Source organism: Dactylosporangium fulvum, assembly GCF_025137375.1.
Taxonomy (GTDB): domain Bacteria; phylum Actinomycetota; class Actinomycetes; order Mycobacteriales; family Micromonosporaceae; genus Dactylosporangium; species Dactylosporangium fulvum.
Window position 1 is genome coordinate 6,441,985 of sequence record NZ_CP073720.1, and the last position, 25,897, is coordinate 6,467,881.

Genomic DNA, 25,897 nt, shown 5'->3' on the forward strand with positions numbered 1-25,897 from the left:
ACCTCACCGTCACCGGGCGGTGACGACGGCCCCACCGCCGTCGCCACCGGCCCGGCCGCTTGCGGTCAGCCGCGCCAGACGAACGTCGCGAGCGCGCCGCCGGGCAGCGTGTACTCGAAGGTCCTCGCCCCGACGGTGACGGCGAACGACCGCGGGTCGTCGTTCTGGTTGTGCACGACCAGGGCGATCGAGCCGTCCGGGTTACGGAAGGCGACGTCCTGGATCTGGCCGTTCCAGCCGGTGGTGCCGTACGAGGTGCTCGCGATGCGGACCGCGCCGGGCCGCACGAACTTGGCGAGGTGGCCGATCGTGTAGTACTCGGCGTCGGTCGTGACGCTGCCGTCGGGGTGGCGGGTGACCAGGCCGGTGCAGGTGTCGCAGCCGCCGAGGTGCGGGCCGCCGTCGCTGTCCAGCGCGATGTTCCAGTTGACGACCGACCTGGCCCAGTTGCGCGTGGTGCCGATGACGATGTTCCGGGCGTGCCAGACGAGCGTGTCGCGGAAGACCTGCGCCGGCGGGTCGTCCGGGCCGTGCGAGCCGGAGCACTCGGTGAACCAGATCCCCTTGTCCGGAAACGCGTCGTGCAGCGCGGTCTGTGCGGACGGGTCCCCGGAGTAGCAGTGGTAGGCCGTACCGGCGATCCACTTGGCCGCCGGGCCGGACAGCAGTTTGTACGGGTAGTCGGTCTCCGGGTCCTCGCCGGGCGGGGTGGAGGCGACGTCACCGGGGTGCGTGGTCCAGTTGTGGTCGTAGCCGAGGATCTTCGTGCGGGGGCTGAACAGCCGCAGGAGCGGGCCGAGGATCTCGATGACCTTGGCCTCCTGGCGCACCGGGAGGTCGGTGCCGGGGTACCCGCTCGGGTGCCGGTTCTGCGGCTCGTTCTGGACGCTGAGGTAGTCGATCGGCACCCCGGCCGCGGTGTACGCGAGCACGAACCGCAGCAGGTAGGCCGCGTACGCGGCGTAGACGGCGGGCTCGTCCTTGAGGCGGCCACCGACCAGCGAGTCGCCGGTCTTCATCCAGGCCGGCGGGCTCCACGGCGTGGCCATGACCTTCAGCTGCGGGTTGAGCTGCTTGGCGCGGCGCAGCAGCGGCAGGATCCGCGCGCGGTCGTGGTCGATGCTGAAGTGCCGCAGGGTGTAGTCGGTCTGGCCGGGCGGCACGTCGTCGTACGTGTAGTGCGCCGGCTCGGCGGTGAAGTCCGACGAGCCGACCGGCTGGCGCAGGAAGCTCACCCCGATGCCGCTGCGCGGGTCGAACAGCTTGCGCATGGTCTCCTCGCGCTGTGCCGGGGTGAGCCGGTGGAGCACGTCGGCGGAGGAGTCGGTGATGGCGGCGCCGAAGCCGTCCATGCGCTGGTAGGTCTGTGCGGGATCGACGGTGAGCGTCACCTCGGTCGAGGTGCCCGGCCGAAAGGCGACCGGTGCCCGTTCGTGCAGCTGTTCGGCGCGGTCGACGGTGGTGACCCAGACCCGCGCGGCCGTGTCCCGGCCACCGGCGTGCGCGCCGGCGCCGGACGAGGCGACGAGTGCGAGGACGCACCCGGCCGCCACCGCGCCGCTGAGGCGTGTGAGCATGGCAAAGCTCCCCAGGTGTTAGGCGATGAAACGAATGTAACGAAGTCGTAACATCGCAGGGCCCTAGGAAACCGCTGCGGACATTGACTGTCAAGAGGGCATCAGGAACCTCTATGCTTCGATCGTGAAACGCGGGGATGTAACAGATGGCTAGGCCCCGGCGGGTGACGGTGCGCGACATCGCCGCCGAGACCGGCATGTCGATCGCGACGGTCTCCCGTGCCCTCAACCACCACAGCACGGTCACCCCGGCGACCCGTGCGCTGGTGCACGAGGCGGCGGAACGCCTCCGTGCCGAGGCCGGCGCCTCCTCCCGGGCGCGGCGCGGCACCGTGTTCGTGCGCTGCCCGTACATCCTCACCGACTATTTCGGCCTGATCGTGTCGTCGATCGCCGAGACGCTGAGCCTGCACGGCCGCCAGCTCGTGCTCACCGCCGGTGAGGCCGCGGCCCGCACCCCGCTGCTGTCCGACCTCCGGGGCCGCGACGGCGTCGCCGGGGTCATCGTGATCCTGCCGCCCGAGCCCGGCGAGGACCTGCTCGAGCTGCAGCGGCAGCGGCTGCCGTTTGTGGTCGTCGACCCGCGGACCGCGCTGCCCCGCGACATCGTGTCGGTCTCGGCGGCCCACTTCGCCGGCGCCCGCAAGCTGACCGCGCACCTCGTCGAGCTGGGCCACCGGCGCATCGGCGTCATCGGGGGCCCGACCGAGTGGCTGGTCAGCGACGCCCGGCTGGCCGGGCACAACGCGGCGCTGGCCGACGTCGGGGTGCTGCAGTCCGCCGAGCTGCTGCGCGCGGTCGAGCCGACGACGGAGCGCGGCTACCGGGCGGCCGGCGAGCTGCTCGACCTGCCGGACCGCCCGACGGCGCTGGTGGCGTTCAACGACAAGGCCGCGGTTGGCGCCCTGCGCGCGGCGGCCGAGCGGGGCCTGCGGGTGCCGGAGGATCTGTCGGTGACCGGCTTCGACGACCTGGACCTGGCCCAGGCGACGGGCCTGACGACGGTCCGCCAGCCGTTGCAGGAGATGGGCCGGATGGCGGTCACGCTCCTGGCGCGGCTGATGGATGAGCACGAGCTGGACGCACTGCACGTCGAGCTGGCCACGGAACTGGTGGTCCGCACCTCCACGGCCCCTCCCCCACCGCAGCGCCCACGGACCGCGCCAGGCGCGTGATCAGGTGCGGGCAGGTGCCTCAGCCCAATTTCATCACCGCGAAACGTACGCGACGGAGCATGGTCGCATGGTCGACGAACGCGCCCGGCTCGAGGTCACCATGCTCGGCGAGTGCCGCATCGAGTCCCCGCTGTCGGAGCTGCTGCGCCGCCGGCGGACCACCCGGCACTACGTCGACGAGACCGACCGGGTCCTGCTCGACGACACCGTCGCACTCGTCACCGCGCGCGGGGTGCCCGTCCACGAGCTGCCCGGGTTCGAGCCCGGCGGGCCGCGCGCGAAGATCTTCTTCGACCCGTCGAAGACCAGGGTCGGGATCGTCACCTGCGGCGGGCTCTGCCCCGGGCTCAACGACGTCATCCGCGCCCTCGTCCTCGAGCTCACCCACCACTACGGCGTCCGGCGCATCTTCGGTTTCCGCAACGGCTACCAGGGGCTCACCGCGCGGTACGGCCGGCCCGTCGTCGACCTCACCCCGGAGAACGTCGCCGGGATCAACGAGTACGGCGGCACGATCCTCGGCACGTCCCGCGGCAACCAGGACCCGAACGAGATCGTCGACTGCCTGGAGCAGCTGAGCGTCAACATCCTGTTCGTCATCGGCGGCGACGGCTCGATGCGCGGCGCGTTGAAGATCGCCGAGGTGGTCGCCGAGCGGGGCCGCCGCATCGCCGTCGTCGGCGTCCCGAAGACCATCGACAACGACATCCCGTACATCGAACGCTCCTTCGGTTTCCAGACGGCCTTCGCCAAGGCGACCGAGGCGATCCGGGCCGCGCACGTCGAGGCGACGGCGTTCCCGAACGGCATCGGCCTGGTGCAGTTGATGGGACGGCACTCCGGCTTCATCGCGTGCTACGCCGCCCTCGCCAACAACGACGCCGACTACGTGCTGATCCCCGAGGTGCCGTTCGCACTCGACGGGCCGGGCGGCTTCCTGGAGCACCTGCGGAGCAGGGTCGTCGAGCGGGGACACGCGATGGTGGTCGTCGCCGAGGGGGCGGGCCAGGAGTACCTGTCGGCCCGCGGCACGGACGCGTCGGGCAACCTGCGGCTGGAGGACTTCGGCCGGTACCTGCGCCACCGCATCGCCGACCACTTCGCGGCCCGAGGCGTCGAGGCCAACCTGAAGTACATCGACCCGAGCTACACGATCCGCAGCGTGCCGGCGAACCCGTACGACAGCGTCTACTGCATCCGTCTGGCCCACGCCGCCGTGCACGCCGCGATGGCGGGCCGCACCGAGATGGTCGTCGGCCGGTGGCGCGGCAGGTTCGTCCACGTGCCGATCGCGCTGGCCATCAGCTCGCGCAACCTGGTCGACCCCGACGGCGACCTGTGGCTGTCCGTGCTGGAGGCCACCGGACAGCCACCCGTGTTCGCCTGACGCTGGTAGGTTCGCCGGTGTGGAGCAGCGCATCAGCATCGTCACGCTCGGCGTCGCCGACCTGCACCGGGCCCGGGCCTTCTACGAGCGGCTCGGCTGGCGCGGCCAGGAGGTCGAGGAGACCGTCTTCTTCCAGGCCGGCGGGATGGCGCTGGTGCTGTGGGGACGCGGCAAGCTCGCCGCCGACTCCGGCATCGAGGACCGCGGCACCGACGGCTTCGGCGGGGTGGCCCTGGCGCACAACGTCCGGTCCCGGGCCGAGGTCGACGAGGTGCTGAGCGCGGCGGCGGAGGCGGGGGCGACGATCACCCGGGCGGCGGGCGAGACGTTCTACGGCGGATACGCGGGCTGCTTCACCGACCCGGACGGTCACGTCTGGGAGATCGCCCACAACCCGGGGCTCCCGCTCGGCCCCGACGGCGCCATCACGATCCCCGGCCTCGGCTGAGTCAGCCCGCCAGGACGTCGGCCACCGCCTTGCGGGCCGGGTTGCCGCTGCCCCAGGCGGCCGTCGGGTGGACCCGGTTCGTCAGCAGGATCAGCACCACCCGCCGGCGCGGGTCCAGCACCATCGACGTGCCGGTGAAGCCGGTGTGGCCGAAGGCGCCGCGCCCGGCGAGCCGGCCCATGTACCACGCCTGGTCGAGGTCGACGCCGAGACCGTGCGCCGCGCCCGGGCCGAAGCGGGTGTTGTGGTCCGTCCGCATGATGTCCACTGTGGAGGGCTTGAGCAGCGGGCCGCCGCCGGACAGCAGCGTCCGGCCGAGCAGTGCCAGATCGGCCGCGGTCGAGAAGAGCCCGGCGTGGCCCGCGACGCCGCCGAAGGCGGCCGCCGACGGGTCGTGGACCGTGCCGCGCAGCGCGCCCTCCGTCGCCGCGATCCGCGGCAGCAGGGCCGGCGGCGGCACGAACCCCGTGTCCGCCATGCCCAGTGGCGCGGCGATCTGCGTGCGGACCAGCACGTCGAGCGGTGCGCCGGACAGTTGGGCGACGAGCGCGCCGAGAGCGATGAAGTTCTGGTCCGCGTACAGGAAACCGGTGTCCGGCGGGGCGACCGGCGCCGCACGCAGCACGTGCTCGAGGCGCTCGGCCGGGGTCGCGCCGGCCAGCGGGGTGTCCTTCGACAGGCCCGACGTGTGGGTCAGCAGCATCCGCACCGTGATCCCCGGCTTGTCCGCGAAGGCCGGCAGGTGCCGCACGACCGGCGCGTCGAGGTCGAGCCGGCCGCGCTCGACGAGACGCAGCGCCAGGATCGCCGTGAACACCTTCGTGAGCGAGGCCAGATCGTAGATCGTGCCCGGCTCGGCGGCGACCCGCTCCTCCGGCGGCAGGACCGCCTGGTCCGCGCCGTACCGGACCGCCTCGCCGACCGCGAAGTGCGCGACGACCCGGCCGTCGACGGCGGCGAACACCACGGCGCCGGGAAACAGCGGGTGCACCGGCGACGGTTGCAGGTAGCGCGTCAGGACCGACCGCAGCGCGTCGGCGGAGCGGCCGGCGGGCGGTGTCGCCCACGGCACGGGCGGCGACACCGGGAGGGTCCAGGCGTTTGCCGCCGACGGGGTGGTGGCGGCCCGGACGGGTGCGGGCGCCGGCGCCCGGCACGCCGTCAGCAGCGCGCCGAACCCGGCCAGCCCGAGCAGGGACCGCCGCCTCACCGGGGCGCGCGCACGGCCTCGTACAGCGCGGCCAGGTCGGCCTCGGCGAACCCGCGCGACACGGCCGTGTCCAGCAGCGCCCGTGCCGTGTCGATGACCGACGAGTCCACGCCCGCCCCGGCGGCCAGCTCGCCGACCAGCTTCGCGTCCTTCGCGGCGCCGTCCGCCGGGAACGCCACCGGATACGACCGGTCGATCATGAGCGGCGCCTTGAGGTGGACATAACCCATGTCGAGCGTGCCGCCCTGGATCAGGGACAGGAACACCTTCGGGTCGATGCCGAGCGCGTCGGCGAGCGCGACGCTCTGCGCAGCCGCCGCGACGCTGGTCACCACCCAGCTGTTGACGACGAGCTTGGTGCGGCTGGCCGCGCCGGCCTCACCCAGCCAGGTGACCTTCGCCGAGATCGGCCCGACGAGCGCCTCGACCCGCTCGCGCACCTCGGTCGGGCCGGAGGCGAGCACCGTGAGCCGGCCCTGTTCCGCCGGGCCGCGGGTGCCGAGCACCGGCGCGTCGACGTAGACCAGGCCGAGCCGCGCCGCCAGCTCCCCCAGCGCGTCGGCGCCGTCGGCCCCGACGGTGCTCGTCTGCAGCCACAGCGTGCCCGGCTGCAGGCCCGGCGCCGCGTCCGTCATCACCGACTCGACGACCGGCGCGTCGAACAGCATGGTGACCACGACGTCGGCGCCCTCCACCGCGGCCGCGGGCGAGTCGGCGACCACCGCGCCGGCACCGGCCAGCGCCTCCGCCGAGGGCCGGGTGCGGTTCCACACCCGCACGTCCTGGCCGGCCTTCAGCCAGTTCCGCGCCATCGCCGCGCCCATGATCCCGGTTCCCAGCAACGCCAGTGTCATCCTGCCGCCCCCTGATGTCACGCGCCGCAGGCGTCGACCGGCCCGGGCGGGAAGTGCGAATTCCACCTCCGATCGTCGCACCGCGGGCCGTCCTGCGACCAACCGGGACGCGCGAGCCGAAGCTGCCCGGTGCCGTCTCCAGCAGCGGCGCCGAGGATCGTCGGCTACGTCACGTTGGCGGGGCGGGCACATGCGGTACTATTCCCTCGTGATTCTGGATTATCGGCGCTTTACCGTGGCTCCGGGTGGAGCCGGCGGTCGTTTGCGCTGACCAAAGTCACCCGGAGCCAGCAAGGGCAGAGACGTCGGTCTCTGCCCTTCGTCGTGTCAACGCGGCGGGCTGGTCGTCCGATGAGCCCGCCGCCACCTGGAGAAGGACGGGCAATGAACACCAGCAACCTGCGGGTCACCGGCTACCAGCCCCTGGTCACGCCGCGCGAGCTCAACGCCGAGCTGCCGATGGACGACACACGCGCCGACGTGGTGCGCCGATCACGTGACGAGGCGCACCGGATCGTCACCGGGCAGGACGACCGGCTCCTCGTGGTGGTCGGGCCGTGTTCGGTCCACGATCCCGTGGCCGCCGTCGACTACGCCCGCCGGCTCGCCGTCGCCGCCCGGGAACACCGCGCCGACCTGTGTGTCGTGATGCGGGTGTACTTCGAGAAGCCGCGCACCACCGTCGGCTGGAAGGGCCTCATCAACGACCCGGGGCTGGACGAGACGTTCGACGTGCCGACCGGGCTGCGGCTCGCCCGGCGGCTGCTGCTCGACGTGCTCGGGCTGGGCCTGCCGGTGGGCTGCGAGTTCCTGGAGCCGACGAGCCCGCAGTACATCGCCGACGCCGTCTCCTGGGGCGCCATCGGCGCGCGCACGCCGGAGAGCCAGGTGCACCGGCAGCTCGCGTCCGGGCTGTCGATGCCGGTCGGGTTCAAGAACGGCACCGACGGCGACGTCCAGGTCGCGATCGACGGCTGCCGCACCGCCGCCAGCCGGCACGTGTTCTTCGGCATCGACGAGGACGGCCGCGCCGCGGTGGTGTCGACGACCGGCAACCCGGACTGCCACATCATCCTGCGCGGTGCCCGTTCGGGCCCGAACTACGGCGCTTCGGACATCCGGGACGCGCTGGCCCGTCTGGAGAAGGCCGCGATGCCGCAGCGGCTGATCGTCGACGCGAGCCACGGCAACAGCGGCAAGGACCACGTCCGGCAGGCCGCCGTCGCGCGGGAGGTCGCCGAGCAGATCGCCGACGGGCAGGACGGCATCGCCGGCATCATGCTGGAGAGCTTCCTGGAGGCTGGCCGGCAGGACCTCGGCGGCCCGCTCACCTACGGCCAGAGCGTCACCGACGCCTGCATGTCCTGGGACACCACGGAGACGCTGCTCGGCGAGCTGGCCGCGGCGGTGCGGGCACGCCGGTCATAGCCTTCAGTACGTCACGAGCTCCCGACGGGTGCGGGCCGCGCGAGCGGCCCATCGCCCGTCGTGCTCGTGGACGGTGATGGGGTGGCCGAACGCGGTGGAGACGTTCGCCGTCGTCAGGGTCGACCGGACCGGTCCTGCGGCCACGACCCGGCCCTCCGCCAGCAGCAGCGTGTGGGTGGTCGTGGCGGGCAGCTCCTCGAGGTGGTGGGTGACCAGGATCGAGGTGGTGCCGGGGTGGGTCTCGTCGAGCAGGTCGATGGTCTCGAGGAGCTGCTCCCGTGCGGCGACGTCCAGTCCGGTGGACGGTTCGTCGAGCAGCAGGAGCCGCGGGTCGTTGACGAGCGCCCGGGCGATGAGCGCGCGGCCCCGCTCCCCCTGGGAGAGGGTCGGCCAGCGCTCGTCGCCCTTCCCCCGCAACCCCAGGGTGTTGATGAGCGCGTCGGCCTTGCCGAGCTGATCGGGCCGGGGCCGCCAGCGCGGCGGCGTGTCGACGGTGCCCGTGATGCCGGTCAGGACCACTTCGCGGACCGTCAACGGCGACCGCAGCGGATGCCGCGGGTTGACGTGGCCGATCATGCGGCGGAGTGCCTGGAGCTCGACGCGGCCGAGTTGCTCGCCCAGGACCCGCACGGTGCCCGACGTGGGGTGCGTGACGGCGCCGCAGAAACCGAGGACGGTGCTCTTGCCCGCCCCGTTGGGACCGAGCAGCGCCCAGTGCTCGCCGGCGCCGACGGCGAACGAGATCCCGTGAAGGATCTCCTTGTCGCCGCGGCGGAAGGTCACGTCCTGCAGTTCCAACACCGTCACGGAGCCGCAGCCTACAGCCGCGCTCCCGCAGGGTGCCCACCGCGACGGTGCTGTCCCGGATGCCGGATCACGAGGTCGTGCGGCCGAGCCGTCCCGCCGTCCCGCTTCACGTGGCGCCCAGCGCGGTCGCACGGCGGCGCAGGCGGGCCGCCGCGGCGGCCGCGTTGCGGCGCAGCCGATCGACCTCCGCGGCCAGCCGGCCCGCGCCGTCGTCGGTCAGCCGGTAGTAGCGCCGGAGCCGCCCGTCGACGGCTTCCTCCCGCTCGACCTCGATGAGCCGCTGCTCGGCGAGCCGGTCCAGCGCGCCGTAGAGCGTGCCGGCGCCGAGCTTCACCTGTCCGCCGGAGAGCGCCGCCACCTCCTGCTGCACGCCGTAGCCGTGCAGCGGCCCCTGCGCGAGCGCCGTGAGGATGAGAAACGTCGGTTCCTGCAATGCCGCCACGACACCAGCCTACACGGTCATAGTACGGTTGACGAGGTATAGCGACGGATGTAGGGTCATGGCGTGCAGGCGGACCTTGAGCGGCGATACCGGCGACTGCTGCGCGCTTATCCCGCGGCCCACCGGGACGAGATCCTCACGATGCTGCTCGACGCCGCGCCGCCGGACCGGCGCAGGCCGACCCGCGGCGAGGTGCTCGACCTGCTCGGAGGCGGCCTGCGGCAACGGTTCCGGTTGCCGCTCGGATGGGCGCCGCTGGCCGTCGCCGTCCTCGCCGTGCTCATCGGCGGCGGCCTCGGCAGCGCGCTCGGCGGCTGGCTCGCCCGGCAGACCGCGGCCCCGCTTCCGTCCGACGCCGCGGCCCGCGACATCGTGGCGATGGTGACCGGCGAGCCGTACCGTGCGGATTTCCAGCGCGAGGACTCCCTGCTGTCGCGGCAGCCCTCCCTGTCCACGCAGACGCCCCTCGACGACGGGTCGATGATGGAAGCGGCCCGCCGGCGGCTGGCGAACGTGCAGGGCACGCGGTCACCCGATGACAGCCGCTGGTCGGCGGAGGCCGCGCGGCAGCGACTGGCGGCGCACGGCTGGCGGATGGTCGGCAGCGACGGAAACCGGCTTGTCGCCGAGCGCGAGGGCATCGAGCTCACCGTGTTCGGTGCGCCGGCCAGCGTCGGCGTCGGTCTTGCGGCCGTCGACCCGACGGCGGTGCCGTTCGCCACCGCCGCGGGCTGGATCGCCGGCGCGACCGGCGGCTGGCTGCTGGTCGGCTGGGTGTGGCGCCGCGCCCGGCGCGCATCCGCCGGGCGGCGCCTGGCGTTCGCACTCGGCGACGGCAGCAGCACGATCCGGTTCCGCTGGAGCCCGCCACTGCGGCCGCTGATCCTCGGCCTGCTCGCGGCCCTCGGCCTGGGTGCGCTCATCGGACCGACCGCGCACACCTATTTCCTGCTGTACCGGCTGATCACCCTCGGCGAGACGTACAACCCGCCGTGGGGTGCCTATGCCTGGGACCCGGTGCCGACCGTCACCGGCCTGGCGGCGGCCGTGGTGGCGACGGCCGTCGCCGCGCGGGCCGCCCGCTGAGCACGGTCAGAGGTCGACGTCGATCCAGACGGCGGCGTGGTCGCTGGCGGCGTGACGACCGGCGTCGATCTCGCCGTACACCTCCCAGTGTTTCGGAGGGTTCCTGTTCTCCGGGTTGCCCCACAGGCCCTTGCGGAAGACGCCGCCCGCGGTGACCCGCGCTGCGAGTTCCGGTGACAGCAGGATGTAGTCGAGCCGGTTGGCCAGGGCGCACGACTGGAACGTGCCGGGGCGCTCGCGACGCTGGTCCTTCGGGTCGAAGAGGCCGGCGAACGCGTCGAGGCCGTAGGCGTCGACCAGCGGGGTGCCGGCGCCGAGCAGCGCCTCCAGCATCGGACTGGCTCTTGAGGTGGTTGATCAGCAGGTACAGGTCGGCGCCGCCGGGGAGGCGCAGCTTGTAGAGCGGGCAGTCGCGGCTGAACAGCCGCTTGCCGGGGCGCTGCGGATCGGGCACGTCAACGTGGCTGCGCACCCAGTCGACGTCGATCCCGTCGGCGCAGAGCAGGCCGACGTCGATGCCGCGCGGGTCGTTGCCGTCGACGAGCATCGCGTGGCCGTACCGCCCGCCGAGCAGTTCCTCGTTGAACCGCACGAGCGACGGCCGGTTCTCGGCCTCGACGAGGCACAGCACGTCGGCGGCCACCTCGTTGATCACCTTGGCGGTCATCCGGGTCGACGTCTCGTCGACGGGTTCGACGGTCAGCTCCACCCAGCCGGTCCAGTCGCCGCGCCCCGACGCGACGATGCGCGGCTCCCGGTCCGCCGGCGCCACGAGGAAGTCGCCGCGGTTCTCGCGCAGCAGCGCCCAGGCGGTGTCGAACTGGTCCTTGTTGAGCCGGCGCCCGGCACGGGTCTGGACCAGCACACCGAGCGTCTGCAGGGCGTCGAGCATGGTCGCCTTGTCCTCGTCCGTGTACGTCGCGTGCGCGGCGATCCGGTTGAAGGTCTCGAAGGCGGAGAGCGCGGGCTGCCCCTCCGCGTGCACGGTGGTGTCCATCGCCTTGGCCCGGGCGAAGAGGTTCTCCACGTTGAACGTCGCCAGCCGCATGTACGGAACGTAGCAACGTCACACGCTGCGTCAGGTCGCCTAGGCGACAGGACGCACCGGGCTGTTCCAGTCGATGGGGTGGTCGAACTGCCAGGCCCACTTCTCCGAGTTGGCGAGCAGGCGCATGGCGACCGGCATCAAGAGGTCGCGCAGCACCCGGGCGACCGGGCCGGCGGCCTTGTCGCTGTTGGTGCGCTCGGCCATGCGGATGATCCGCTCGACGCGCTCGCGGCGCAGCCGCTCGTATGCCGCGAACGCCTCGTCGCGGGGCAGGTCGCGCAGGCAGCGGGCGAGCTGCACGGCGCTCTCGATCGCCAGCGACGCGCCCTGCCCCGAGCTGGGGCTGGTCGGGTGCGCGGCGTCGCCGATCAGCACGACCGGGCCGCGGTGCCAGGTCGGCACGGACGGGATGTCCTCCATCGCGCCGGTGATGACAAGATCTTCCGGGCTGGTACGGCGGATGAGGGCCACGGCCGGGCAGCGGTCGTCGCGGAACACGTCGGCCAGGCGCTCCAGCCAGGCCTCCGCGCCGATCGCCCGCACCTCGGCGGCGCTCATCGGCTCGCGGTGCGGGAGATTGGCGAACCAGCCGGCCTCGGCCGGGGTGATCTGGTAGCCGAAAAAGGCCCGCTTGCCGAAGACCATGTGCATCTTGTCGCCGGTCGCGGCGAGGCCGGCGCCGCCGGTGCGGGCGCCGAAGCCGAGCAGGCCGGTGTAGCGGGGTGCCGGTGCGGCGGGGTCGATGATGCGGCGCACGGTTGAGCGGATGCCGTCGGCGCCGATGATCACGTCGGCGGTGGCGCTGCTGCCGTCGGCGAACCGGGCCTCGTTGCCGTCGACGGCCGTCAGGCGCTTGCCGTGCTCGATGCGGATGCCGCGCCGCGCGACCTCGTCGTACAGCCCGCGGTACAACTCGGCGCGCCAGACGAGCCGCATCGGCGGGAGGTGCGCGGGGGTGCCGAGCTCGGCGAGCCGTTTGCCCGTCCAGCTCTGCATGACCATCGCGGCCATGGGGGTGCCCACACGCTCGATGACGTGGTCTGCGTCGATGGCCGCGAGCGCGGTACGGCCGTTCGGCGCGATGCTGAGCGCCCCGCCGACGCCGTCGGCCCGGGCGTCGTACGCCTCGAAGACCGTGGCTTCGATGCCGGCCCGCTGCAGCGCCATGGCCGCCACGGGCCCCGCGATGCCGCCGCCGATGACTACGGCCGTGCTGGCTCCGGACATGACCGCTCCCGCCGTCGCAGTTGGTTGATTCCAACTATCCGACTACGACTAGTCAATGTCAACTATTCAGTCGTGAGGTCTCCGCTGAGCTCGGCTCCGGCCTTGAACTCCGTCCCGTGGAACGCCGCCCACATCGGGCCCCATCCCTCCTGCGGGTCGGTGATACGGGCGATGAACTCGGCCACGAACGCGGATTCGGCGTCGAGCAGCCTCAGCCGGTACGCCTCCTCGATCAGAAACATCGGGTGGACGCCCTCGGCCTCGGCGCGCTCGATGGCCTGCCGTGCCTCGGCGCGCTGCTCGTCCAGCCGGGTCAGCCGGTCCCGCAGGAGCGTGACCACCTCGTCGGGGGTGAGCGCGCCGATCAGCGACAGCGCGGAGACGAACGCCGGGTACTCGTGCTGCGGCTGCTGGACGAGCTCACGCAGCCAGTCGTGGAGCTCCGCCCGCCCGGCGTCGGTGATGCCGAACACGGTGCGTTCCGGCCGCTGCCCTTCCCGGCTGGTCTCCTGCTCGGCGACAAAACCGGCCTTCGTCAGCTGCTGGACCACCATGTACAGCGAGCCGTGGGTGAACTTGATGCTGCGCGCGTCGCCGTTGGTGCGCAGCAGCTTGCTCAACTCATACGGGTGCATGGCCGCACGGCTCAGGTAGGCGAGCACCGCGAGAGCGAGCAGGTTGGCGACCTTGCGCTTTTTCATGCGTCGCCGTCTCCGTCCTCGGCGTCCCCGTCCTCGGCCACGCCTGCTCGGGTCGCGCGCGCCGCTTCGGCTCCGTCCGTGGCCAGACCGTCCAGGACGGCCAGGGCCTCGTCGTCGAGCCGGATGTGCCCGGCCCCCATGTTCTCCTCGAGGTGCTCCAGCGACGCGGTGCCCGGGATGAGCAGCGTGTTTGGCGCGGTGGCGAGCAGCCAGGCGAGGGCGACCTGCGCCGGGGTGACGTCGAGCCGCTCGGCGACCGCCTTCACCTTCGGGTGGCCGAGGACCCGCGCCCGCCCGAACGAGGCACCCAGCGGGAAGAACGGCACGAAGGCGATCCCCCGCCCGGTGCACTCGTGCAGCACCGCCGCCGAACCCCGGTCGACAAGGTTGTAGGGGTTCTGCACACACACGATCTCGGTCCGCTCGAGCGCGCGGCGCAACTGGTCGAGGTCGACGTTGCTGAGCCCGATATCAGCGATGAGCCCTTCGTCCCGCATGGCCACCATGGCGTCGAGCTGCTCGTCGAGCAACGCCGCGGCTCCGCCCTTCTGGGCGAGCCGCAGGTTGACCACGTCGAGCCGGTCGACCTTGAGCGCCCGAAGGTTGTCGAGCACGCCTTGCCGCAGCTGCTCGGGCCGCTGGGCCGGAATCCACGCCCCTTGCTCGTCCCTGGCCGCCCCGACCTTGGTGACCAGCACCAACTGCTCGGGATACGGGTACAACGCACTGCGCAACACCTCGTTGGCGACGGCCGGCCCGTAGTACTGGGCGGTGTCGACGTGGTCGACACCCAGCTCCACGGCCCGCCGCACCACGGCGAGGGCCTCGGCCCGATCGCGTGGTGGCCCGAACGCACCCCGGCCCGGCAGCTGCATGGCCCCGAACCCGACCCGGTGCACGGCGCGCTTGCCCAGTGGGAAGGTCTTCACAGTGGCCAGCCTACGGCGCGCGCCCACCGGCTCACCGCGACGCCATGCGGCGCTCCGGTCGCAGGTCCATCGGGGCTCCTCCGCGAGTCCCGCGCCGATCCCTTGCGGGTCGACCTGCCTGATGGCACACGGCCCCCGACGACGGCGGCGCCCCCCGTGCCCCCTTACGCCGCCGTCCCCCCGTCGTTGGCCCCGTGACCTCAGACTGCCCGCAGCGCATCGGGTTGCACATCGGGGAAACTCCCCCACGGGATGATCTCAGGGTCTCAGCTCGCCAGCTCGTCGAGCACCTCCGCCCGCATCCGCGCACTCCCTTCTTTGAGCAGAATAGTTCAGTCAGGTGAATCGTTCATCGGGATGTACCATAGCCACATGACGTCACGTCGGCAAGCCGTCCCGAGGGGGACGGCGTTCCTGCTGGCCCAGCTCGGCGCGCACGCGACCGAGCGGTTCTCCCAGCGGGTGCAGGCACTCGGGCTGACCCCGCCCGAGGTGGGCCTGTTGCGCATGATCGCCGGCCGGCCCGGGCGCAGTCAGCAGTCGGTCGCCGTGGACCTCGGGGTCGTGCCGAGCCGGGTCGTCGCACTGGTGGACAACCTCGACCACAAAGGACTCGTCGAGCGCCGGCCGGGCGAGACCGACCGCCGGCACCATGCACTGCACCTCACCGTCGACGGCGAGCAGGTGATGACGGAGATGCGGTCGATCGCCGCCGCGCACGACGACGACATCTGCGCCGCGCTCGACCCCGACGAGCGGTCGCAGCTCGCCGGGCTGCTGCAGCGCATCGCCGACCAGCAGGGGCTGACGCCGGGCGTGCACCCCGGCTACCGGCAGACGGGCGGACACCGCAAGAAGCAATCCGACAAGGGCGCCGAGGACGACGCGGCCCGGACGACCACGCGCGGCCGGCGGCCCGGCGCAGGCGCGCAACGAAGACCCCCGGCCTTCGGCCGGTGATCGGCTGTTACCGGCGGGTCGAAAACCCGACCACCGACCCCCGTGTGATGTCCACTACGGTCTACGGGCATGACCGCACCGAAGGACGCCGGACCCACCCCAGCCGGCCTCGGCGCCCGGGTCGTGGCCCTCGTCGGGGGCATCGCCGCGCTGCTGGCGCTGGCGTTGCCGTGGGCCAGCGAGGACAACACGATCACGGTGCGGTCCGACGCGTCCCCGGTGACATACGAGGCGCTGCTCGCCCGCGGCGGTGAGGAGTGGACCGGGTGGGGCATCCACGCCGCCAGCCGGCTCGACGGTCACCGGCCGGTCACCCTGCTGGTCGCGATGGTCATCGTCACGGGCACGGTCCTCGTGGCCGGGACCGCATGGGCGACGTTCGAGCGGCCGCGGCGGATCTGGCTCGCGCCGGCGACGGCCGGCATCGCGCTGCTCCTGCTGACCGCGAGCTTCCCCGGGCTCGCCGGCGTGCAGGGGCGCTTCGGGGGCGGCCACATCACGTCGGTCGAGTTCGGCGTGGTGGTGTGGCGCGTCTCGCTGGCCGTCGTGGTCGCCGGCGCGGTCCGCCTGGCACTGCTCCAGGAGGCCGCGAGACCGGGTCGACGCACGTATCAGTAGGGCGTCAGGGCTGTTCCTTCATCAGGTGGAGGAGCCAGTCGCCGCCGGTGTCGATCAACGCGTACCGTCGCGGCGCTCCCCTGCCGTGCAACGTGAAGACGATCCGTTTCGGGGTCCGGTCGTGCTCCTCCCACCACCCGATGTCGGCGATCGACTTGTCCTCGTCCTCGTAGCGCAGGTGCTCGAGTGCATGGTCCGCGACCGCGACGGCGAGCCGGTTGCGGGCCGGATCGTCCGGCAGGCCGCGCGGCACCGCCCATGACCGCAGCACACCGTTCTCCTCCAGCCGCAGGTCGAAGTGGCGCGTGGGACGGCGGTGCTCGTGGAGCACAAAAGCTGGGCGCACACCGATGAGTCTGCCCCGCCGGGGGCGTTACACCAGGCGACCACCACGAAGGGAGCCCAGTGATGACCAAGGTGATCGCCGACATGACGATGTCCCTCGACGGCTTCGTCGCCGACCCGCACGACGGTGTGGAGCACCTGTTCGGGTGGTACTTCAACGGGCCCGTCGCCATCCCGTCCAAGGCCGACCGGCTCACGTTTCAGGTGTCCGAGGCGAGCGCCCCGCACCTGCGCGAGGCGTTCGAGCATCTGGGCGCGCTGGTCGTCGGGCGGCGGCTGTTCGACCTGACCGACGGCTGGAGCGGCAGGCATCCGATGGGTGTCCCCGTGATCGTGGTGACGCATACGGTACCGGATGACTGGCCCCACGATGACGCTCCGTTCACGTTCGTCACGGAGGGTGTCGGACGCGCGATCGAGGTTGCGAAGGCAATCGCAGGGGATCGAAAATGGGTGGGCATCGGGGGCACCACCGTCGCCCAGCAGTGTCTCGACCTGGGCCTGCTCGACGAGATCCGCGTGGCGCTCGTTCCGGTCCTGCTCGGCGAAGGCATTCCGTGGTTCGCCAACCTCAAGAGCACACCGGTCGAGTTGGGAGACCCCCGCATCATCGCCGGGACCGGCGTCACCCACCTCTATTGCCCGGTCAGGTCGGCCGGTTGACGATACAACCCACGGGGAGATCACATGCCACGCACGACATCGTTCATACGGTCGGTCAACCAAACCCGACCAGCGCTGGATAAATATAGACCTTTGTGATATGATGTCCGAATAGTCGACCTAGCGTTGCCGGCATGACAAGCCGAACCGCACTGATGGCCGCCGCTGCGCGTGCCGCCCACCTGATCGTCGACGAAGCGCCGCACGTCTTCTCGGACCCCTTGGCGGTCAAACTGCTCGGGGATCAGGCTGAGGAGTTGCTGCAATACCACCGTGTGCACGGCGGACACCCGGTGTTGGCGGGTGCCCGGGCGCAGGTGGTGTGCCGCAGCCGATACGCGGAGGATGTCCTGCGAGCGTCGGGCCACCGGCAATACGTGGTGCTCGGCGCGGGCCTGGACACGTTCGCATATCGCGCTGACCTCGGCGGCGCGGACGCGGCCGACAGCGCCGGGACGGCGGCGCCGACCGTGTTCGAGGTCGACCAGCCGGCGACGCAGGAGTCGAAGCGGGCGAGCCTGCGCAAGGCGGGCATCGAGAAGCGCGCGATCTACGTGCCGGTCGACTTCGAGCGCGACGACCTGATCGAGCGGCTGGTCGAGCACGGCTTCGACGTCGGGCAGCCCGCCGTGGTGAGCTGGCTGGGAGTGACGATGTATCTGACCAGGGAGGCCGTTGAGCACACCGTCGGGGTGCTCAACGGACTCGCCGACGGCAGCGAGGTGGTCTTCGACCACATGCTGCCGGCGGAGTTGCGCGACGCCGCCGCGCAGGCGTATGTCGACGCGGTCGGGCCGGTCAACGCCGAGCACGGCGAGCCGTGGCTGACGTTCCTGTCGCCCGGCGACACGCGGCAGCTGCTCGCGCCGATGACGGTCGAGCACACGACGCAGCAGGACGTGCTCGGCACCAGGACCGACGCGCTCCAGCCGTCCAACGTCTCAGTGATCACCCGCGGAACGGTGCGGAAGAGGAGGTGACGCGGTCGAGCGCGTGGACGCCGAGGCCACGCTGCACGCCGAGCAGCGCGGCCGGCCAGCCGATCGCGCCGACACCGGCGACGAGGACCCGCGACGGGACGAAGACCCGCGACGGGACGTACCACGCCCAAGGGTCGCGGGCCGGCCGGAGAACGCAGCCATAATCCGAGGTCACGTCGCATGATGGTCGCTACAGTGGCCCGATGCGGACCCCCATGGGCGGCACGGTCGCCGACGGTTTTGAGCGTGTCGCTGACGCGTTTCGCGCGCAGCTCGACAGCGGCGCGGAGACCGGCGCCTCCGTTGCCGCCTATGTGGACGGCCGGCTGGTGGTCGACCTCTGGGGTGGCTGGGCCGACGCCGCACGGACCCGGCCGTGGGAGCCGGACACGCTGACCACCGTCTTCTCGACGAGCAAACCGATTGCCGCGACGGCGGTGCTGACCAGGGTCGCCGGTGGCGCCATCGCGCTCGACGACCCCATCGTCCGGTACTGGAAAGCGTTCCCCCACCCGGCGACGACCGTCCGGCACGCCCTCGCGCACCAGGCCGGGCTGCCCGCGGTCGCGGAGCCGCTCACCCCCGCCGAGGCGCTGGACTGGGAGCGGTTCACCGCCGCCATCGCCGCCACGCCGCTCGAATGGGAGCCTGGCACCGCCGTCGGTGAGCACGCCCTCACCTACGGGAACATCCTCGGCGCCATCCTCCGCGGCAGCACGGGCGAGACGATCGGCGAGGTCGTGCGGTCCTTCGGCGTCGACGTCCACTTCGGACTGTCCGAGGTGGACCTCCGGCGGTGCGCCGAGGTTGAGCACGGCTCCCCCGACTGGCCCGAGCAGTCCGTCCACGGCCACGGCGACCTCTGGGCGCGAGCGCTCGGCAATCCGGCCGGGCTGCTCGACGTCGACGTGCTCAACGGCGCCGCGTGGCGCACCGGTGAGATGCCGGCGGTCAACGGCCACGCCACCGCCCGCGGCCTCGCCGCGCTCTACGCCAAGCTGCCTGAGCTGCTCCCGGCCGACCTGCTGGCCGAGGCGCTGGCCCCGCAGGTCGACGGCTACGACCTGCTGCTGGAGGAGGGCGCCGTGTGGACGCTGGGCTGGCGCCGCGACGGCACCTGGGTCGGCATGGGCGGCATCGGCGGCTCCTCGGCGGGCGGCGACGAGCGCACCGGATACTGGATGGCATACGTGACCAGGCGGCTCGCCGACCACGACCGCGGCAACGCGCTGTACGACGCCGTCGAGGCCTGCCTGGCCTGAACCGGACCTACATGCCGCCGGTCACCCGGATCGTCGTGCCGGTGGCGTACGACGAAGCGGGGCTGAGCAGCCACGCGACGGCCTCCGCGATCTCGTCCGGCGTGCCGAGACGCCCCAGCGGGATGCGCCCCACCACGTGCTCCGCCCGGTCCGGGTCGCCGGAGCGCAGATGGATGTCGGTGTCGATGAAGCCGGGCGCGACACCGTTGACGCGGATGCCCTCGGCCGCCAACTCCCTGGCGAGGCCGATCGTCAGCGCGTCGAGCGCGGCCTTGCTGGCGGCGTAGTGGATGTACTCGCGGGGGCTGCCCAGCGTGGCGGCCCCCGACGAGACGTTGACGATGGCGCCGCCCTCGGTCATCGTACGGGCGGCCTGCCGAGCGCACAGAAACGCGCCGACGACGTTGACGTCGACGACCCGCCGCAGGTCCTCGGTCCGCAGGTCCGCCAGCCGGCTGAGCGGCGAGGTGATCCCGGCGTTGTTGACCAGCCCGGTGACCGGCCCGAGCTCGGCGGCCGCGGTGTCGAAGAGGGCGACGACGTCCTCCTCCACGGTGGTGTCGACGCGGACGGCGACGGCCTGCCCGCCGCCGGAGCGGATGGCGCCGACAATGTCGTGCGCGGCCTCGGCCGCCCGCTGGTAGCCGACCGCGACGCGATGCCCGTCGTGTGCCAGCCGCAGACTGACGGCGGCCCCGATCCCGCGGCTTCCCCCGGTGACGACCGTGACGTTGTCCATGGCGGGAGGGTAGTCAGTCGACCGGTGCGGCCGGCGGGGTGCCCTCGCCGAACGGGGAGCCGCCGAGCGCGGCGCGGTCGTGCGGGAGCTGCCAGTTGGACAGGTCCGGGCCCAGCGGCACGACGCCGGACGGGTTGAGGTCCTTGTGCACCTCGTAATAGTGCCGCTTGATGTGGTCGAAGTTCACCGTGTCGCCGAAGCCCGGCGTCTGGAACAGGTCCCGGGCGTAGTCCCACAGGACCGGCATCTCGGTGAGCTTGCGCAGGTTGCACTTGAAGTGGCCGTGGTACACCGCGTCGAAGCGGACCAGGGTGGTGAACAGCCGGACGTCGGCCTCGGTGATCGCGTCTCCCACGAGGTACCGCCGGCTCGAAAGGCGCTCGGAGAGCCAATCGAGGCGGGAGAACAGGCGGCGGAACGCCTCGTCGTAGGCGTCCTGGCTGCCGGCGAAGCCACAGCGGTACACCCCGTTGTTGACGTCCTTGTAGACCACCTCGTTCACCGCGTCGATCTCCTCGCGCAGGTGCTCCGGGTAGAGCTGCGGGGCGCCCTGGCGGTGGTACCGCGTCCACTCCGTCGACAGGTCGAGCGTCAGCTGTGCGTAGTCGTTGGTCACGACCTGGCCGGTGGTCACCTCGACGACGGCGGGGACGGTGATGCCGCGCTCGTAGCCGGGGAAGCGGGCGAAGTACGCCTCCTGCAACCGCTCGATCTTGAGCACCGGGTCACGGCCGTCCGGGTCGAGGTCGAAGGTCCAGCTGCGCTGGTCGTGCGTCGGCCCGCAGACGCCCATCGACAGGACGTCCTCCAGGCCGAGCAGCCGCCGCACGATGATCGCGCGGCTGGCCCACGGGCAGGCCCGGCTCACCACCAGCCGGTACCGCCCGGGCGCCACCGGATAGCCGTCCTGCCCGTCGGCGGTGATGCGGGTGGTGATGTACCGCGAGTCCCGCCGGTACTCGCCTGTCGCGCGATAGGAACCCATGTGCCCAATCTTGCCCGATGGGCCCGCGCGCCGGCTCGGCGATCATCTTCGAGGGGGTGTGCCCGGACCACGACGCCGCGAAGATGGCCGCCGCCGCCCGGGCCCAGCAAGCCCGAATGGCTGAATGAGGTTTTCGTCCGATACGCCCGATTCATCCCGTCGTTTCGATTGCTGAACCCTTGAGAGGCACGGGAGGCATCGTTGAGGCGGTCCGCCGCGTACGCCGCCGCGGGGCTACTCGTGCCGTCCGCACTGCTCACCGGCAGTGTCCCGCGATCACTGCCGGCCCCGCCGGCGACACCGGCGCCACCCGCGGCCGCGGACCTGCCGGGCAGCGCGCTCCTGGTCCGCGACGCCGTGCTCCGGACGGAGCTCGTGAAAGAACACGGCACGGTCGTCGGCTACGACCCCGGCGCCGACGTCCTGGTCACCCAGGCGAAGGACTTCCGCGAGGTCACCGGGGTCGACGGGCGCGACGGCACGCGGCGGTGGCGGCGTGCGCTGAACACCGCCGGCTCATACGCGACGGTGCTCTGGTCGCAGCCGGACCTGTCCGCCGGGAGCGTCCTCGTCAACGGCTCCACCGCCGACGGCGGGGTCCTGTTCGCCCTGGCGACCGAGGACGGCGAGGTCCGCTGGCGCACCGGCCTCGCCCCGCGCACCGAGGCGACGGCGGCCGGCCCGGCGGTGCTCCTGACCATTCCCGGTGCGGCGCGGGCGCGGCTGACGGCGCTCAGCGCGGCGACCGGCACCAGCATGTGGACCGTCACCCTGCCCGACGGCTGTGAGGTCGCCCGGGTCGCCGGGGACCGGACGACCGTCGCCGTCGAACTGCGCTGCGGCGACCGGCTCACGCTCCAGGTCCGCGACGCGACCGACGGGCGGCTGCGGGCCGAGACCGTGCTGCAGCGGGTCGACCCCGTCGAGCCGCCGGGAGACGGGCCGGGGCTGCTCGTCCGCGACGGCGCGACGATCGTGCGGGACAGCCGCACGTTCCGGCTGTTCGGACCGGACGGGCGGCTCCTCGCCGACCGGCCGTCCGACGGCTGCACCGGCCTCTGCGACGTGCTTGTCGAGGAGGGCGTCGCGGTCGTCGCGCACTCCGGTCGCGCGGAGGACCCCGACGACGGCGCGGTCGAGGCGATCGGCCTGGCCGACGGCACGGTCCGCTGGCGGGCCAAGATCCAGGCACGGTACCTGCTGCGCCGAGACGGTCAGCTGTTCGCCGTCGGCCCGGCGCCGAGGCCGGTGCCGTTCCTCGTCGTGCACCCGCTCGACGTCACCGGCGGCGCCCGGCCGGGACTCGCGACCGAACTGCCGGGCCCGGCGCTGCTCGCGACCTCCGCCGGCCGGCTGCTGATCGAGGCCGACGACCGCCTGGCCTGGCACCACCCGGTCACGCGGGCGGGTGGCCCGCCGGCGTTCCTCGGCGCGGCGGACTGGCCGGACGCCTGCGCGGCACTCACCGACACCGACCTGGCGACCCTGCGTGTCCCCACCGGCCGCGACGACCGGAGCGCCCGCGACGCCGGCACGACACGGGCCGACGTCACCGCGCCGGCCGGGCCCGCCCGTGCCGAGTGCCACTTCTCCGCGTCCCAGGGGCCGGCGGTCACCGTCTCGATCCTCTGGGCGGCCGACGACGACCTCGGCGCCCGCCGGCGGTTCACCGCGATCACCGGCGACCGGCGGCCGGTGGACGTGCCGGGCGCCGACGCCGCCGTCCGGACCGAGCGGTCCGGCCGCGGCACGACGGTGACGACGATCGTCATGCGGATCGGCCGGCGGATCGTCTCGATCGAGACGACCGGCACGCCGGCTACCGCCCGGACGGTGGCCCGGCTGGTGGCGAGGGGCATCCGGTGACCGGCCGCCGGGCGACGGCCTGGGTCGGCGGTGCGGTCGCGGCCGCCGCCGCGATCACGGCCGGGCTCCTCGCCGCCGGCCACCGCGGCACCCCGGACACCCGGCACGGCTCGCTGCCCCGGCCCGGTGCCGCGGCGACGGCCGGACCGGCGCTCACCGCCGAGGCCATCGCCGACTACAGCCCCGCGAGCGTCAACGGGTTCGCGCTGCACGACCCGCTCACCGGCGGCCCGGACGCCTCGGTGCTGCGCGCCGGCCCGCGGACCACCGCCGACTGGCCCGCGTTCCTGGACCGGGCCGGGGGCTCGGCGCGGGACCGGCTCACCGTCACACTGGTGTTCACCGGCAACGCCGAGCCGGCGGTGCGGGTCACCGGCGTCCGCGTCCGCCTGGAGCGGACCGCCGAGGTCCTGGCCGGCACCGCGATCGTCCCCGCCGCCGCGGATCCGGCCACGGTACGGGTGACGTGCGACCTCGACGACACAACGCCGGCCCTCACCGACGACACCGGCGCCGACTACTTCGCGACGCGGCGCCTCGAACTGCGCCGCGGCGAGCGGAGCACCGTCACCGTCGGGTTCACGGCCCGCAGGGCGACGTACGCCTGGACGCTGCTGGTCGACCACGTCGACGGCGCGGGCACGGCCCGTACCGCCGAGATCCCCGGATTCCGGTTGACCGGCAGCGCGCCGAAATACGCCGCCACCTATGTGGACAACGCGCCGGCGCGCGGGTTCAGCCTGTCTCGTCGTCGATGAGGCCGTAGGGCGGCTGGTCGGGCCGGCGGGTGAACCGGACGATGACGTCGTCGGCCGCGGTCGGTGGCGGGGCGTTGTCGGCGACGACGATCTGCGCGCCGACGCCACGGCCGGCCAGCCACTCCTCCAGGTGCCGGTAGATCCGCTCGATCGTGGCGCTGTCGGCGAGGTCACCGGCGACGCCGAGGTTCTTCTGCGGGCTGTCGAGCAGCAGGAAGCCGGGGTGCGAGGAGCGGCTCTCCCAGGCGATCTCGAAGAGCGCGAGCTGCCAGGCGAGGGCGATGAGGGTGCGGCCGCCGGAGGACGCCGCGGTGTAGGGCTCGCCGCGCATGTACGGCGTCAGATCCTCGGCGAGGTAGGCGTCGGCGAGCTTCGGGTACCGCCACGCGTGGAGGATCTGCCGGTAACGCTCCCCCACCCGGCGCACCACGGCGGACCGGTGCGCCCGGCGGGCCTGCGCGCCGGCGGCGGCGAGCTCCTCGCGGTGCGCGGCGATCTGGTCCATCTGCTGCAGGATGCCGGCGGCTCGCCGTTCCAGGCTCTGGATGAGCCGTAACCCGCCGGTCGCCCGCTGGAGGGTCGCGGCGGCCTCCTCGCGGCGGCGGGCCAGGGCGTCGCGCTGCGCGAGGTAGGGCGTGACCGCATGGGCCGTCGCCGCGTCGACCTCCGCGGCGGCGCGCGCCTCGGCCTCCTGGGCGCGCTCGGCCGCGATCCGCAATCCGGGCGTCTCCTGCTCCAGCTCCTCGAGGTAGCGGGTGAGCTCGGCGAGCCGGGTGCGGGCCGAGCGCAGCTCACCGGAGACGTCGATCTCGCCGCCGGGCCCGACCGGGAGCCGGCAGGCGGGGCAGGTCTCCTCGTCGCCGGCGAGCGGGGTCAGGCACGACGGGCAGGCCGAAGCGCGCACGGGCTCGAACAGCCGGTCGGCCTCGGCGAGCATCGTCCACTTGCTCACGTCGTCGGCGTAGCTGCCGCGCAGCGCGACCATCCGCTGCAGCTGCGTCTCGCGGTCGCGCAGGTCGGCGGCGGTCCGCCGGGCCTCCCGCGCCGCCGTCCGGTGCCGCTCGCGCAGTTCCTCGGCAAACGTGGTGTCGGCGCGGGTCTGCGCGTCGAGTGCGGCCAGCGCCTGGGCGCACGCGGCGAGCTCGTCCTTCGCGGTGCGGTGCAGGGCCTCCAGGTCGGCGCGGCCGCCGACGTGCTGCTCGTCGACGAGCTGCTCGGCGGCCCGGTACGCGGTGCGGGCCCCGGCCAGCTCCGCCTCGAGCGTGCGGATGCGGCGGCCGATCTCGACCGAGTGGTCGTCATGGACGTCGAAGACGACGTCGACGACCTGCCGGAGCTTGAGATGCTTCATCGGCACGCTCTCGAACAGCAGGTCCTTGTCGTCGAGGCGCTCGTTGGGCAGGAAACACAGCCACATGAGGTCGCGGAAGCTCAGCGGGTCCTCGGTCTCCTGCGACAGCCGAACGCCCTGCAGCTTGCAGTGCGACAGCAGCATGCTGGACAGGCTCTCCGGGTCGCCGGCGGGGCGCAGCGGCCGGCGCACGGGCGGGGTGGCGCCGGGCTCGTCGAGGCGCCCGGCGCGCACGTAGGCGTACATCGACGGCTCGCCGACGGTGCGCTCGATGAGGTACGGCGAGCCGGACAGCTCCACCTCGAGCGTCGCGGCCCGCACCTTCGGCATGATCTCGGGGTGGCGGGGATGGTCGCTCGCGCCGAGGCAGTAGTCGACGAACTCCAGGATCGTGGTCTTGCCGGTGCTGAACGCGCCGGCGAGCACCGACAGCGGGCGGGGCGAGTCGTCGGGGGACCGGAAGTCGACGTCGTAGGTCCGGTCGCCGCTGTGGAGGCGCAGTCGCCTGAGCCGGATGCCGTGTGCCCGCGAGCCGATCATGTCAGGTCCCTCAGGACGGGAGAAGGAGCCGGAAGGAGCCACTGCCGCAAGCCCTCACGAAGCTTACGCCCGCTCATCCGCCGCAGCCGGCGGATGACGATGCGCGCCGCTGTGATGTATGAGTGAGCATACATTGCGGTGAATCGGTCGGCCACGGCCGCGCCCTCCGTGGTCAGCCGGTAGGTCACCCGCCCGGTGGCCGCCGCCCGGACCAGCCCGCGCCCGACGAGCGCCGCCACGTCGCGGCCGAGGTGCAGCTGCGCGGTGGCGTACCGCTGGGCGGGGCTGGCGTAGGCGACGTTGCGGTCGTCGAAGCCCGCCAGCCGCAGCGGCGTGCGGTCGGGGTCGTCGTCCGCACGCGCCAGCAGCAGCGGGTGCTCCGCCAGGAAGTCGTAGATGCCGAGACGTTCGGCGTCGAGGGGCTCTTTCACGGTCGCGAGCAGCAGGAGCAGGCGCGCCTGCCGGAAGACCGAAACATCGTCCGGGGCGATGCTCATGCGCCCTCCGCTCC

General features: G+C 72.8%; 27 protein-coding genes. 12 read left to right on the forward strand and 15 right to left on the reverse strand.

Annotated elements, in window-relative coordinates; genetic code table 11:
- Positions 1 to 65: 65 nt before the first annotated feature.
- Positions 66 to 1,577, reverse strand: a complete 1,512-nt coding sequence (locus Dfulv_RS29740; protein WP_259857015.1) for a glycoside hydrolase family 30 protein — start codon at positions 1,575 to 1,577, stop codon at positions 66 to 68.
- 146 nt (positions 1,578 to 1,723) lie between these two features.
- Here Dfulv_RS29740 and Dfulv_RS29745 point away from each other — a divergent pair, with 146 nt between their 5' ends.
- The 3 genes from Dfulv_RS29745 (at position 1,724) to Dfulv_RS29755 (ending at position 4,587) form a co-directional block, all read left to right on the forward strand.
- On the forward strand, positions 1,724 to 2,752 hold the full coding sequence (locus Dfulv_RS29745; protein ID WP_406567845.1) for a LacI family DNA-binding transcriptional regulator: 1,029 nt from the start codon (positions 1,724 to 1,726) through the stop codon (positions 2,750 to 2,752).
- A gap of 67 nt (positions 2,753 to 2,819) precedes the next feature.
- Positions 2,820 to 4,139 (forward strand): ATP-dependent 6-phosphofructokinase, encoded by a 1,320-nt coding sequence (locus Dfulv_RS29750; RefSeq protein ID WP_259857017.1) that lies wholly within the window; start codon positions 2,820 to 2,822, stop codon positions 4,137 to 4,139.
- Positions 4,140 to 4,158: 19 nt separating this feature from the next.
- Positions 4,159 to 4,587, forward strand: coding sequence for a VOC family protein (locus Dfulv_RS29755; protein ID WP_259857020.1), 429 nt, complete (start codon positions 4,159 to 4,161; stop codon positions 4,585 to 4,587).
- Position 4,588: 1 nt separating this feature from the next.
- Here Dfulv_RS29755 and Dfulv_RS29760 read toward each other — a convergent pair whose 3' ends face one another.
- Positions 4,589 to 5,797, reverse strand: coding sequence for a serine hydrolase domain-containing protein (locus Dfulv_RS29760; RefSeq protein WP_259857022.1), 1,209 nt, complete (start codon positions 5,795 to 5,797; stop codon positions 4,589 to 4,591).
- Entirely contained in the window at positions 5,794 to 6,651 is an 858-nt protein-coding gene (locus Dfulv_RS29765; protein ID WP_259857023.1) for an NAD(P)-dependent oxidoreductase, read from the reverse strand. Before Dfulv_RS29765 ends, Dfulv_RS29760 begins: the two co-directional genes overlap by 4 nt.
- 384 nt (positions 6,652 to 7,035) lie before the next feature.
- On the opposite strand from Dfulv_RS29765, the gene Dfulv_RS29770 reads away from it, so the two are divergent.
- Positions 7,036 to 8,079 (forward strand): 3-deoxy-7-phosphoheptulonate synthase, encoded by a 1,044-nt coding sequence (locus Dfulv_RS29770; protein WP_259857024.1) that lies wholly within the window; start codon positions 7,036 to 7,038, stop codon positions 8,077 to 8,079.
- A 3-nt stretch (positions 8,080 to 8,082) separates the two neighbouring features.
- Here Dfulv_RS29770 and Dfulv_RS29775 read toward each other — a convergent pair whose 3' ends face one another.
- On the reverse strand, positions 8,083 to 8,886 hold the full coding sequence (locus Dfulv_RS29775; protein WP_259857025.1) for an ABC transporter ATP-binding protein: 804 nt from the start codon (positions 8,884 to 8,886) through the stop codon (positions 8,083 to 8,085).
- Between the two features lie 106 nt (positions 8,887 to 8,992).
- On the reverse strand, positions 8,993 to 9,319 hold the full coding sequence (locus Dfulv_RS29780; protein WP_259868384.1) for a PadR family transcriptional regulator: 327 nt from the start codon (positions 9,317 to 9,319) through the stop codon (positions 8,993 to 8,995).
- A gap of 72 nt (positions 9,320 to 9,391) precedes the next feature.
- Between Dfulv_RS29780 and Dfulv_RS29785 the strand changes: the two genes are divergently transcribed.
- Entirely contained in the window at positions 9,392 to 10,414 is a 1,023-nt protein-coding gene (locus Dfulv_RS29785; protein ID WP_259857027.1) for a hypothetical protein, read from the forward strand.
- Here the strand turns inward: Dfulv_RS29785 and Dfulv_RS29790 are convergent.
- The 4 genes from Dfulv_RS29790 to Dfulv_RS29805 all read right to left on the reverse strand — a co-directional run bounded on the left by Dfulv_RS29790 (position 10,356) and on the right by Dfulv_RS29805 (position 14,319).
- A complete protein-coding gene (locus Dfulv_RS29790; protein ID WP_259857028.1) occupies positions 10,356 to 11,462 on the reverse strand; it encodes a hypothetical protein in 1,107 nt (368 codons plus the stop codon). The two genes, Dfulv_RS29785 and Dfulv_RS29790, sit on opposite strands and share 59 nt — an antisense overlap.
- A 39-nt stretch (positions 11,463 to 11,501) precedes the next feature.
- Complete coding sequence (locus tag Dfulv_RS29795; protein ID WP_259857029.1) at positions 11,502 to 12,689, reverse strand: FAD-dependent oxidoreductase; 1,188 nt, start codon at positions 12,687 to 12,689, stop codon at positions 11,502 to 11,504.
- Between the two features lie 62 nt (positions 12,690 to 12,751).
- Positions 12,752 to 13,390, reverse strand: coding sequence for a PadR family transcriptional regulator (locus Dfulv_RS29800; RefSeq protein ID WP_259857030.1), 639 nt, complete (start codon positions 13,388 to 13,390; stop codon positions 12,752 to 12,754).
- Positions 13,387 to 14,319 (reverse strand): oxidoreductase, encoded by a 933-nt coding sequence (locus Dfulv_RS29805; protein ID WP_259857031.1) that lies wholly within the window; start codon positions 14,317 to 14,319, stop codon positions 13,387 to 13,389. The genes Dfulv_RS29800 and Dfulv_RS29805 overlap by 4 nt, the downstream gene beginning before the upstream one ends.
- Before the next feature lie 372 nt (positions 14,320 to 14,691).
- Here Dfulv_RS29805 and Dfulv_RS29810 point away from each other — a divergent pair, with 372 nt between their 5' ends.
- Both Dfulv_RS29810 and Dfulv_RS29815 read left to right on the forward strand, forming a co-directional pair.
- Complete coding sequence (locus Dfulv_RS29810) at positions 14,692 to 15,279, forward strand: MarR family winged helix-turn-helix transcriptional regulator (RefSeq protein WP_259857032.1); 588 nt, start codon at positions 14,692 to 14,694, stop codon at positions 15,277 to 15,279.
- A gap of 69 nt (positions 15,280 to 15,348) precedes the next feature.
- Positions 15,349 to 15,897 carry a hypothetical protein gene (locus Dfulv_RS29815; RefSeq protein ID WP_259857034.1) on the forward strand — a complete coding sequence of 183 codons (549 nt, stop codon included), beginning with the start codon at positions 15,349 to 15,351 and terminating at the stop codon, positions 15,895 to 15,897.
- A 4-nt stretch (positions 15,898 to 15,901) separates the two neighbouring features.
- Here Dfulv_RS29815 and Dfulv_RS29820 read toward each other — a convergent pair whose 3' ends face one another.
- Complete coding sequence (locus Dfulv_RS29820) at positions 15,902 to 16,243, reverse strand: DNA polymerase ligase N-terminal domain-containing protein (protein ID WP_259857035.1); 342 nt, start codon at positions 16,241 to 16,243, stop codon at positions 15,902 to 15,904.
- Between the two features lie 74 nt (positions 16,244 to 16,317).
- Between Dfulv_RS29820 and Dfulv_RS29825 the strand changes: the two genes are divergently transcribed.
- Both Dfulv_RS29825 and Dfulv_RS29830 read left to right on the forward strand, forming a co-directional pair.
- Complete coding sequence (locus Dfulv_RS29825; protein ID WP_406568036.1) at positions 16,318 to 16,905, forward strand: dihydrofolate reductase family protein; 588 nt, start codon at positions 16,318 to 16,320, stop codon at positions 16,903 to 16,905.
- A 134-nt stretch (positions 16,906 to 17,039) separates the two neighbouring features.
- On the forward strand, positions 17,040 to 17,885 hold the full coding sequence (locus Dfulv_RS29830; protein ID WP_259857039.1) for a class I SAM-dependent methyltransferase: 846 nt from the start codon (positions 17,040 to 17,042) through the stop codon (positions 17,883 to 17,885).
- Here the strand turns inward: Dfulv_RS29830 and Dfulv_RS29835 are convergent.
- Positions 17,854 to 18,060 (reverse strand): hypothetical protein, encoded by a 207-nt coding sequence (locus tag Dfulv_RS29835; protein ID WP_259857040.1) that lies wholly within the window; start codon positions 18,058 to 18,060, stop codon positions 17,854 to 17,856. The genes Dfulv_RS29830 and Dfulv_RS29835 overlap by 32 nt on opposite strands.
- A 28-nt stretch (positions 18,061 to 18,088) precedes the next feature.
- Between Dfulv_RS29835 and Dfulv_RS29840 the strand changes: the two genes are divergently transcribed.
- Positions 18,089 to 19,147: a serine hydrolase domain-containing protein gene (locus Dfulv_RS29840; RefSeq protein ID WP_259857041.1), complete on the forward strand. Its 1,059-nt coding sequence runs from the start codon at positions 18,089 to 18,091 to the stop codon at positions 19,145 to 19,147.
- Positions 19,148 to 19,154: 7 nt separating this feature from the next.
- Here the strand turns inward: Dfulv_RS29840 and Dfulv_RS29845 are convergent, their stop codons facing one another.
- Together Dfulv_RS29845 and Dfulv_RS29850 are read right to left on the reverse strand one after the other, a co-directional pair.
- Complete coding sequence (locus Dfulv_RS29845) at positions 19,155 to 19,886, reverse strand: SDR family oxidoreductase (RefSeq protein WP_259857042.1); 732 nt, start codon at positions 19,884 to 19,886, stop codon at positions 19,155 to 19,157.
- 13 nt (positions 19,887 to 19,899) lie between these two features.
- Positions 19,900 to 20,871 (reverse strand): glutathione S-transferase family protein, encoded by a 972-nt coding sequence (locus tag Dfulv_RS29850; protein ID WP_259857043.1) that lies wholly within the window; start codon positions 20,869 to 20,871, stop codon positions 19,900 to 19,902.
- Positions 20,872 to 21,072: 201 nt separating this feature from the next.
- Here Dfulv_RS29850 and Dfulv_RS29855 point away from each other — a divergent pair, with 201 nt between their 5' ends.
- Together Dfulv_RS29855 and Dfulv_RS29860 are read left to right on the forward strand one after the other, a co-directional pair.
- The gene (locus tag Dfulv_RS29855; protein ID WP_259857044.1) at positions 21,073 to 22,737 is read left to right on the forward strand and encodes a PQQ-like beta-propeller repeat protein; all 1,665 of its coding nucleotides are present in this window, start codon (positions 21,073 to 21,075) and stop codon (positions 22,735 to 22,737) included.
- The gene (locus Dfulv_RS29860) at positions 22,734 to 23,495 is read left to right on the forward strand and encodes a hypothetical protein (RefSeq protein WP_259857046.1); all 762 of its coding nucleotides are present in this window, start codon (positions 22,734 to 22,736) and stop codon (positions 23,493 to 23,495) included. Before Dfulv_RS29855 ends, Dfulv_RS29860 begins: the two co-directional genes overlap by 4 nt.
- On the opposite strand, the gene Dfulv_RS29865 is transcribed toward Dfulv_RS29860, so the two are convergent.
- The gene (locus Dfulv_RS29865; protein ID WP_259857047.1) at positions 23,473 to 25,386 is read right to left on the reverse strand and encodes a DNA recombination protein RecN; all 1,914 of its coding nucleotides are present in this window, start codon (positions 25,384 to 25,386) and stop codon (positions 23,473 to 23,475) included. The two genes, Dfulv_RS29860 and Dfulv_RS29865, sit on opposite strands and share 23 nt — an antisense overlap.
- The gene (locus Dfulv_RS29870; RefSeq protein WP_259857048.1) at positions 25,383 to 25,883 is read right to left on the reverse strand and encodes a hypothetical protein; all 501 of its coding nucleotides are present in this window, start codon (positions 25,881 to 25,883) and stop codon (positions 25,383 to 25,385) included. Before Dfulv_RS29870 ends, Dfulv_RS29865 begins: the two co-directional genes overlap by 4 nt.
- Between the last annotated feature and the right edge of the window lie 14 nt (positions 25,884 to 25,897).

What these genes read in the sequence shown, in the direction of transcription:
- Dfulv_RS29740 (WP_259857015.1), bottom strand. Translation starts at nt 1,577, where the DNA reads ATGCTCACACGCCTCAGCGGCGCGGTGGCGGCCGGGTGCGTCCTCGCA.
- Dfulv_RS29745 (WP_406567845.1), top strand. Translation starts at nt 1,724, where the DNA reads ATGGCTAGGCCCCGGCGGGTGACGGTGCGCGACATCGCCGCCGAGACC.
- Dfulv_RS29750 (WP_259857017.1), top strand. Translation starts at nt 2,820, where the DNA reads ATGGTCGACGAACGCGCCCGGCTCGAGGTCACCATGCTCGGCGAGTGC.
- Dfulv_RS29765 (WP_259857023.1), bottom strand. Translation starts at nt 6,651, where the DNA reads ATGACACTGGCGTTGCTGGGAACCGGGATCATGGGCGCGGCGATGGCG.
- Dfulv_RS29770 (WP_259857024.1), top strand. Translation starts at nt 7,036, where the DNA reads ATGAACACCAGCAACCTGCGGGTCACCGGCTACCAGCCCCTGGTCACG.
- Dfulv_RS29790 (WP_259857028.1), bottom strand. Translation starts at nt 11,462, where the DNA reads ATGCGGCTGGCGACGTTCAACGTGGAGAACCTCTTCGCCCGGGCCAAG.
- Dfulv_RS29795 (WP_259857029.1), bottom strand. Translation starts at nt 12,689, where the DNA reads ATGTCCGGAGCCAGCACGGCCGTAGTCATCGGCGGCGGCATCGCGGGG.
- Dfulv_RS29800 (WP_259857030.1), bottom strand. Translation starts at nt 13,390, where the DNA reads ATGAAAAAGCGCAAGGTCGCCAACCTGCTCGCTCTCGCGGTGCTCGCC.
- Dfulv_RS29810 (WP_259857032.1), top strand. Translation starts at nt 14,692, where the DNA reads ATGACGTCACGTCGGCAAGCCGTCCCGAGGGGGACGGCGTTCCTGCTG.
- Dfulv_RS29815 (WP_259857034.1), top strand. Translation starts at nt 15,349, where the DNA reads ATGACCGCACCGAAGGACGCCGGACCCACCCCAGCCGGCCTCGGCGCC.
- Dfulv_RS29830 (WP_259857039.1), top strand. Translation starts at nt 17,040, where the DNA reads ATGACAAGCCGAACCGCACTGATGGCCGCCGCTGCGCGTGCCGCCCAC.
- Dfulv_RS29840 (WP_259857041.1), top strand. Translation starts at nt 18,089, where the DNA reads ATGCGGACCCCCATGGGCGGCACGGTCGCCGACGGTTTTGAGCGTGTC.
- Dfulv_RS29845 (WP_259857042.1), bottom strand. Translation starts at nt 19,886, where the DNA reads ATGGACAACGTCACGGTCGTCACCGGGGGAAGCCGCGGGATCGGGGCC.
- Dfulv_RS29850 (WP_259857043.1), bottom strand. Translation starts at nt 20,871, where the DNA reads ATGGGTTCCTATCGCGCGACAGGCGAGTACCGGCGGGACTCGCGGTAC.
- Dfulv_RS29865 (WP_259857047.1), bottom strand. Translation starts at nt 25,386, where the DNA reads ATGATCGGCTCGCGGGCACACGGCATCCGGCTCAGGCGACTGCGCCTC.
- Dfulv_RS29870 (WP_259857048.1), bottom strand. Translation starts at nt 25,883, where the DNA reads ATGAGCATCGCCCCGGACGATGTTTCGGTCTTCCGGCAGGCGCGCCTG.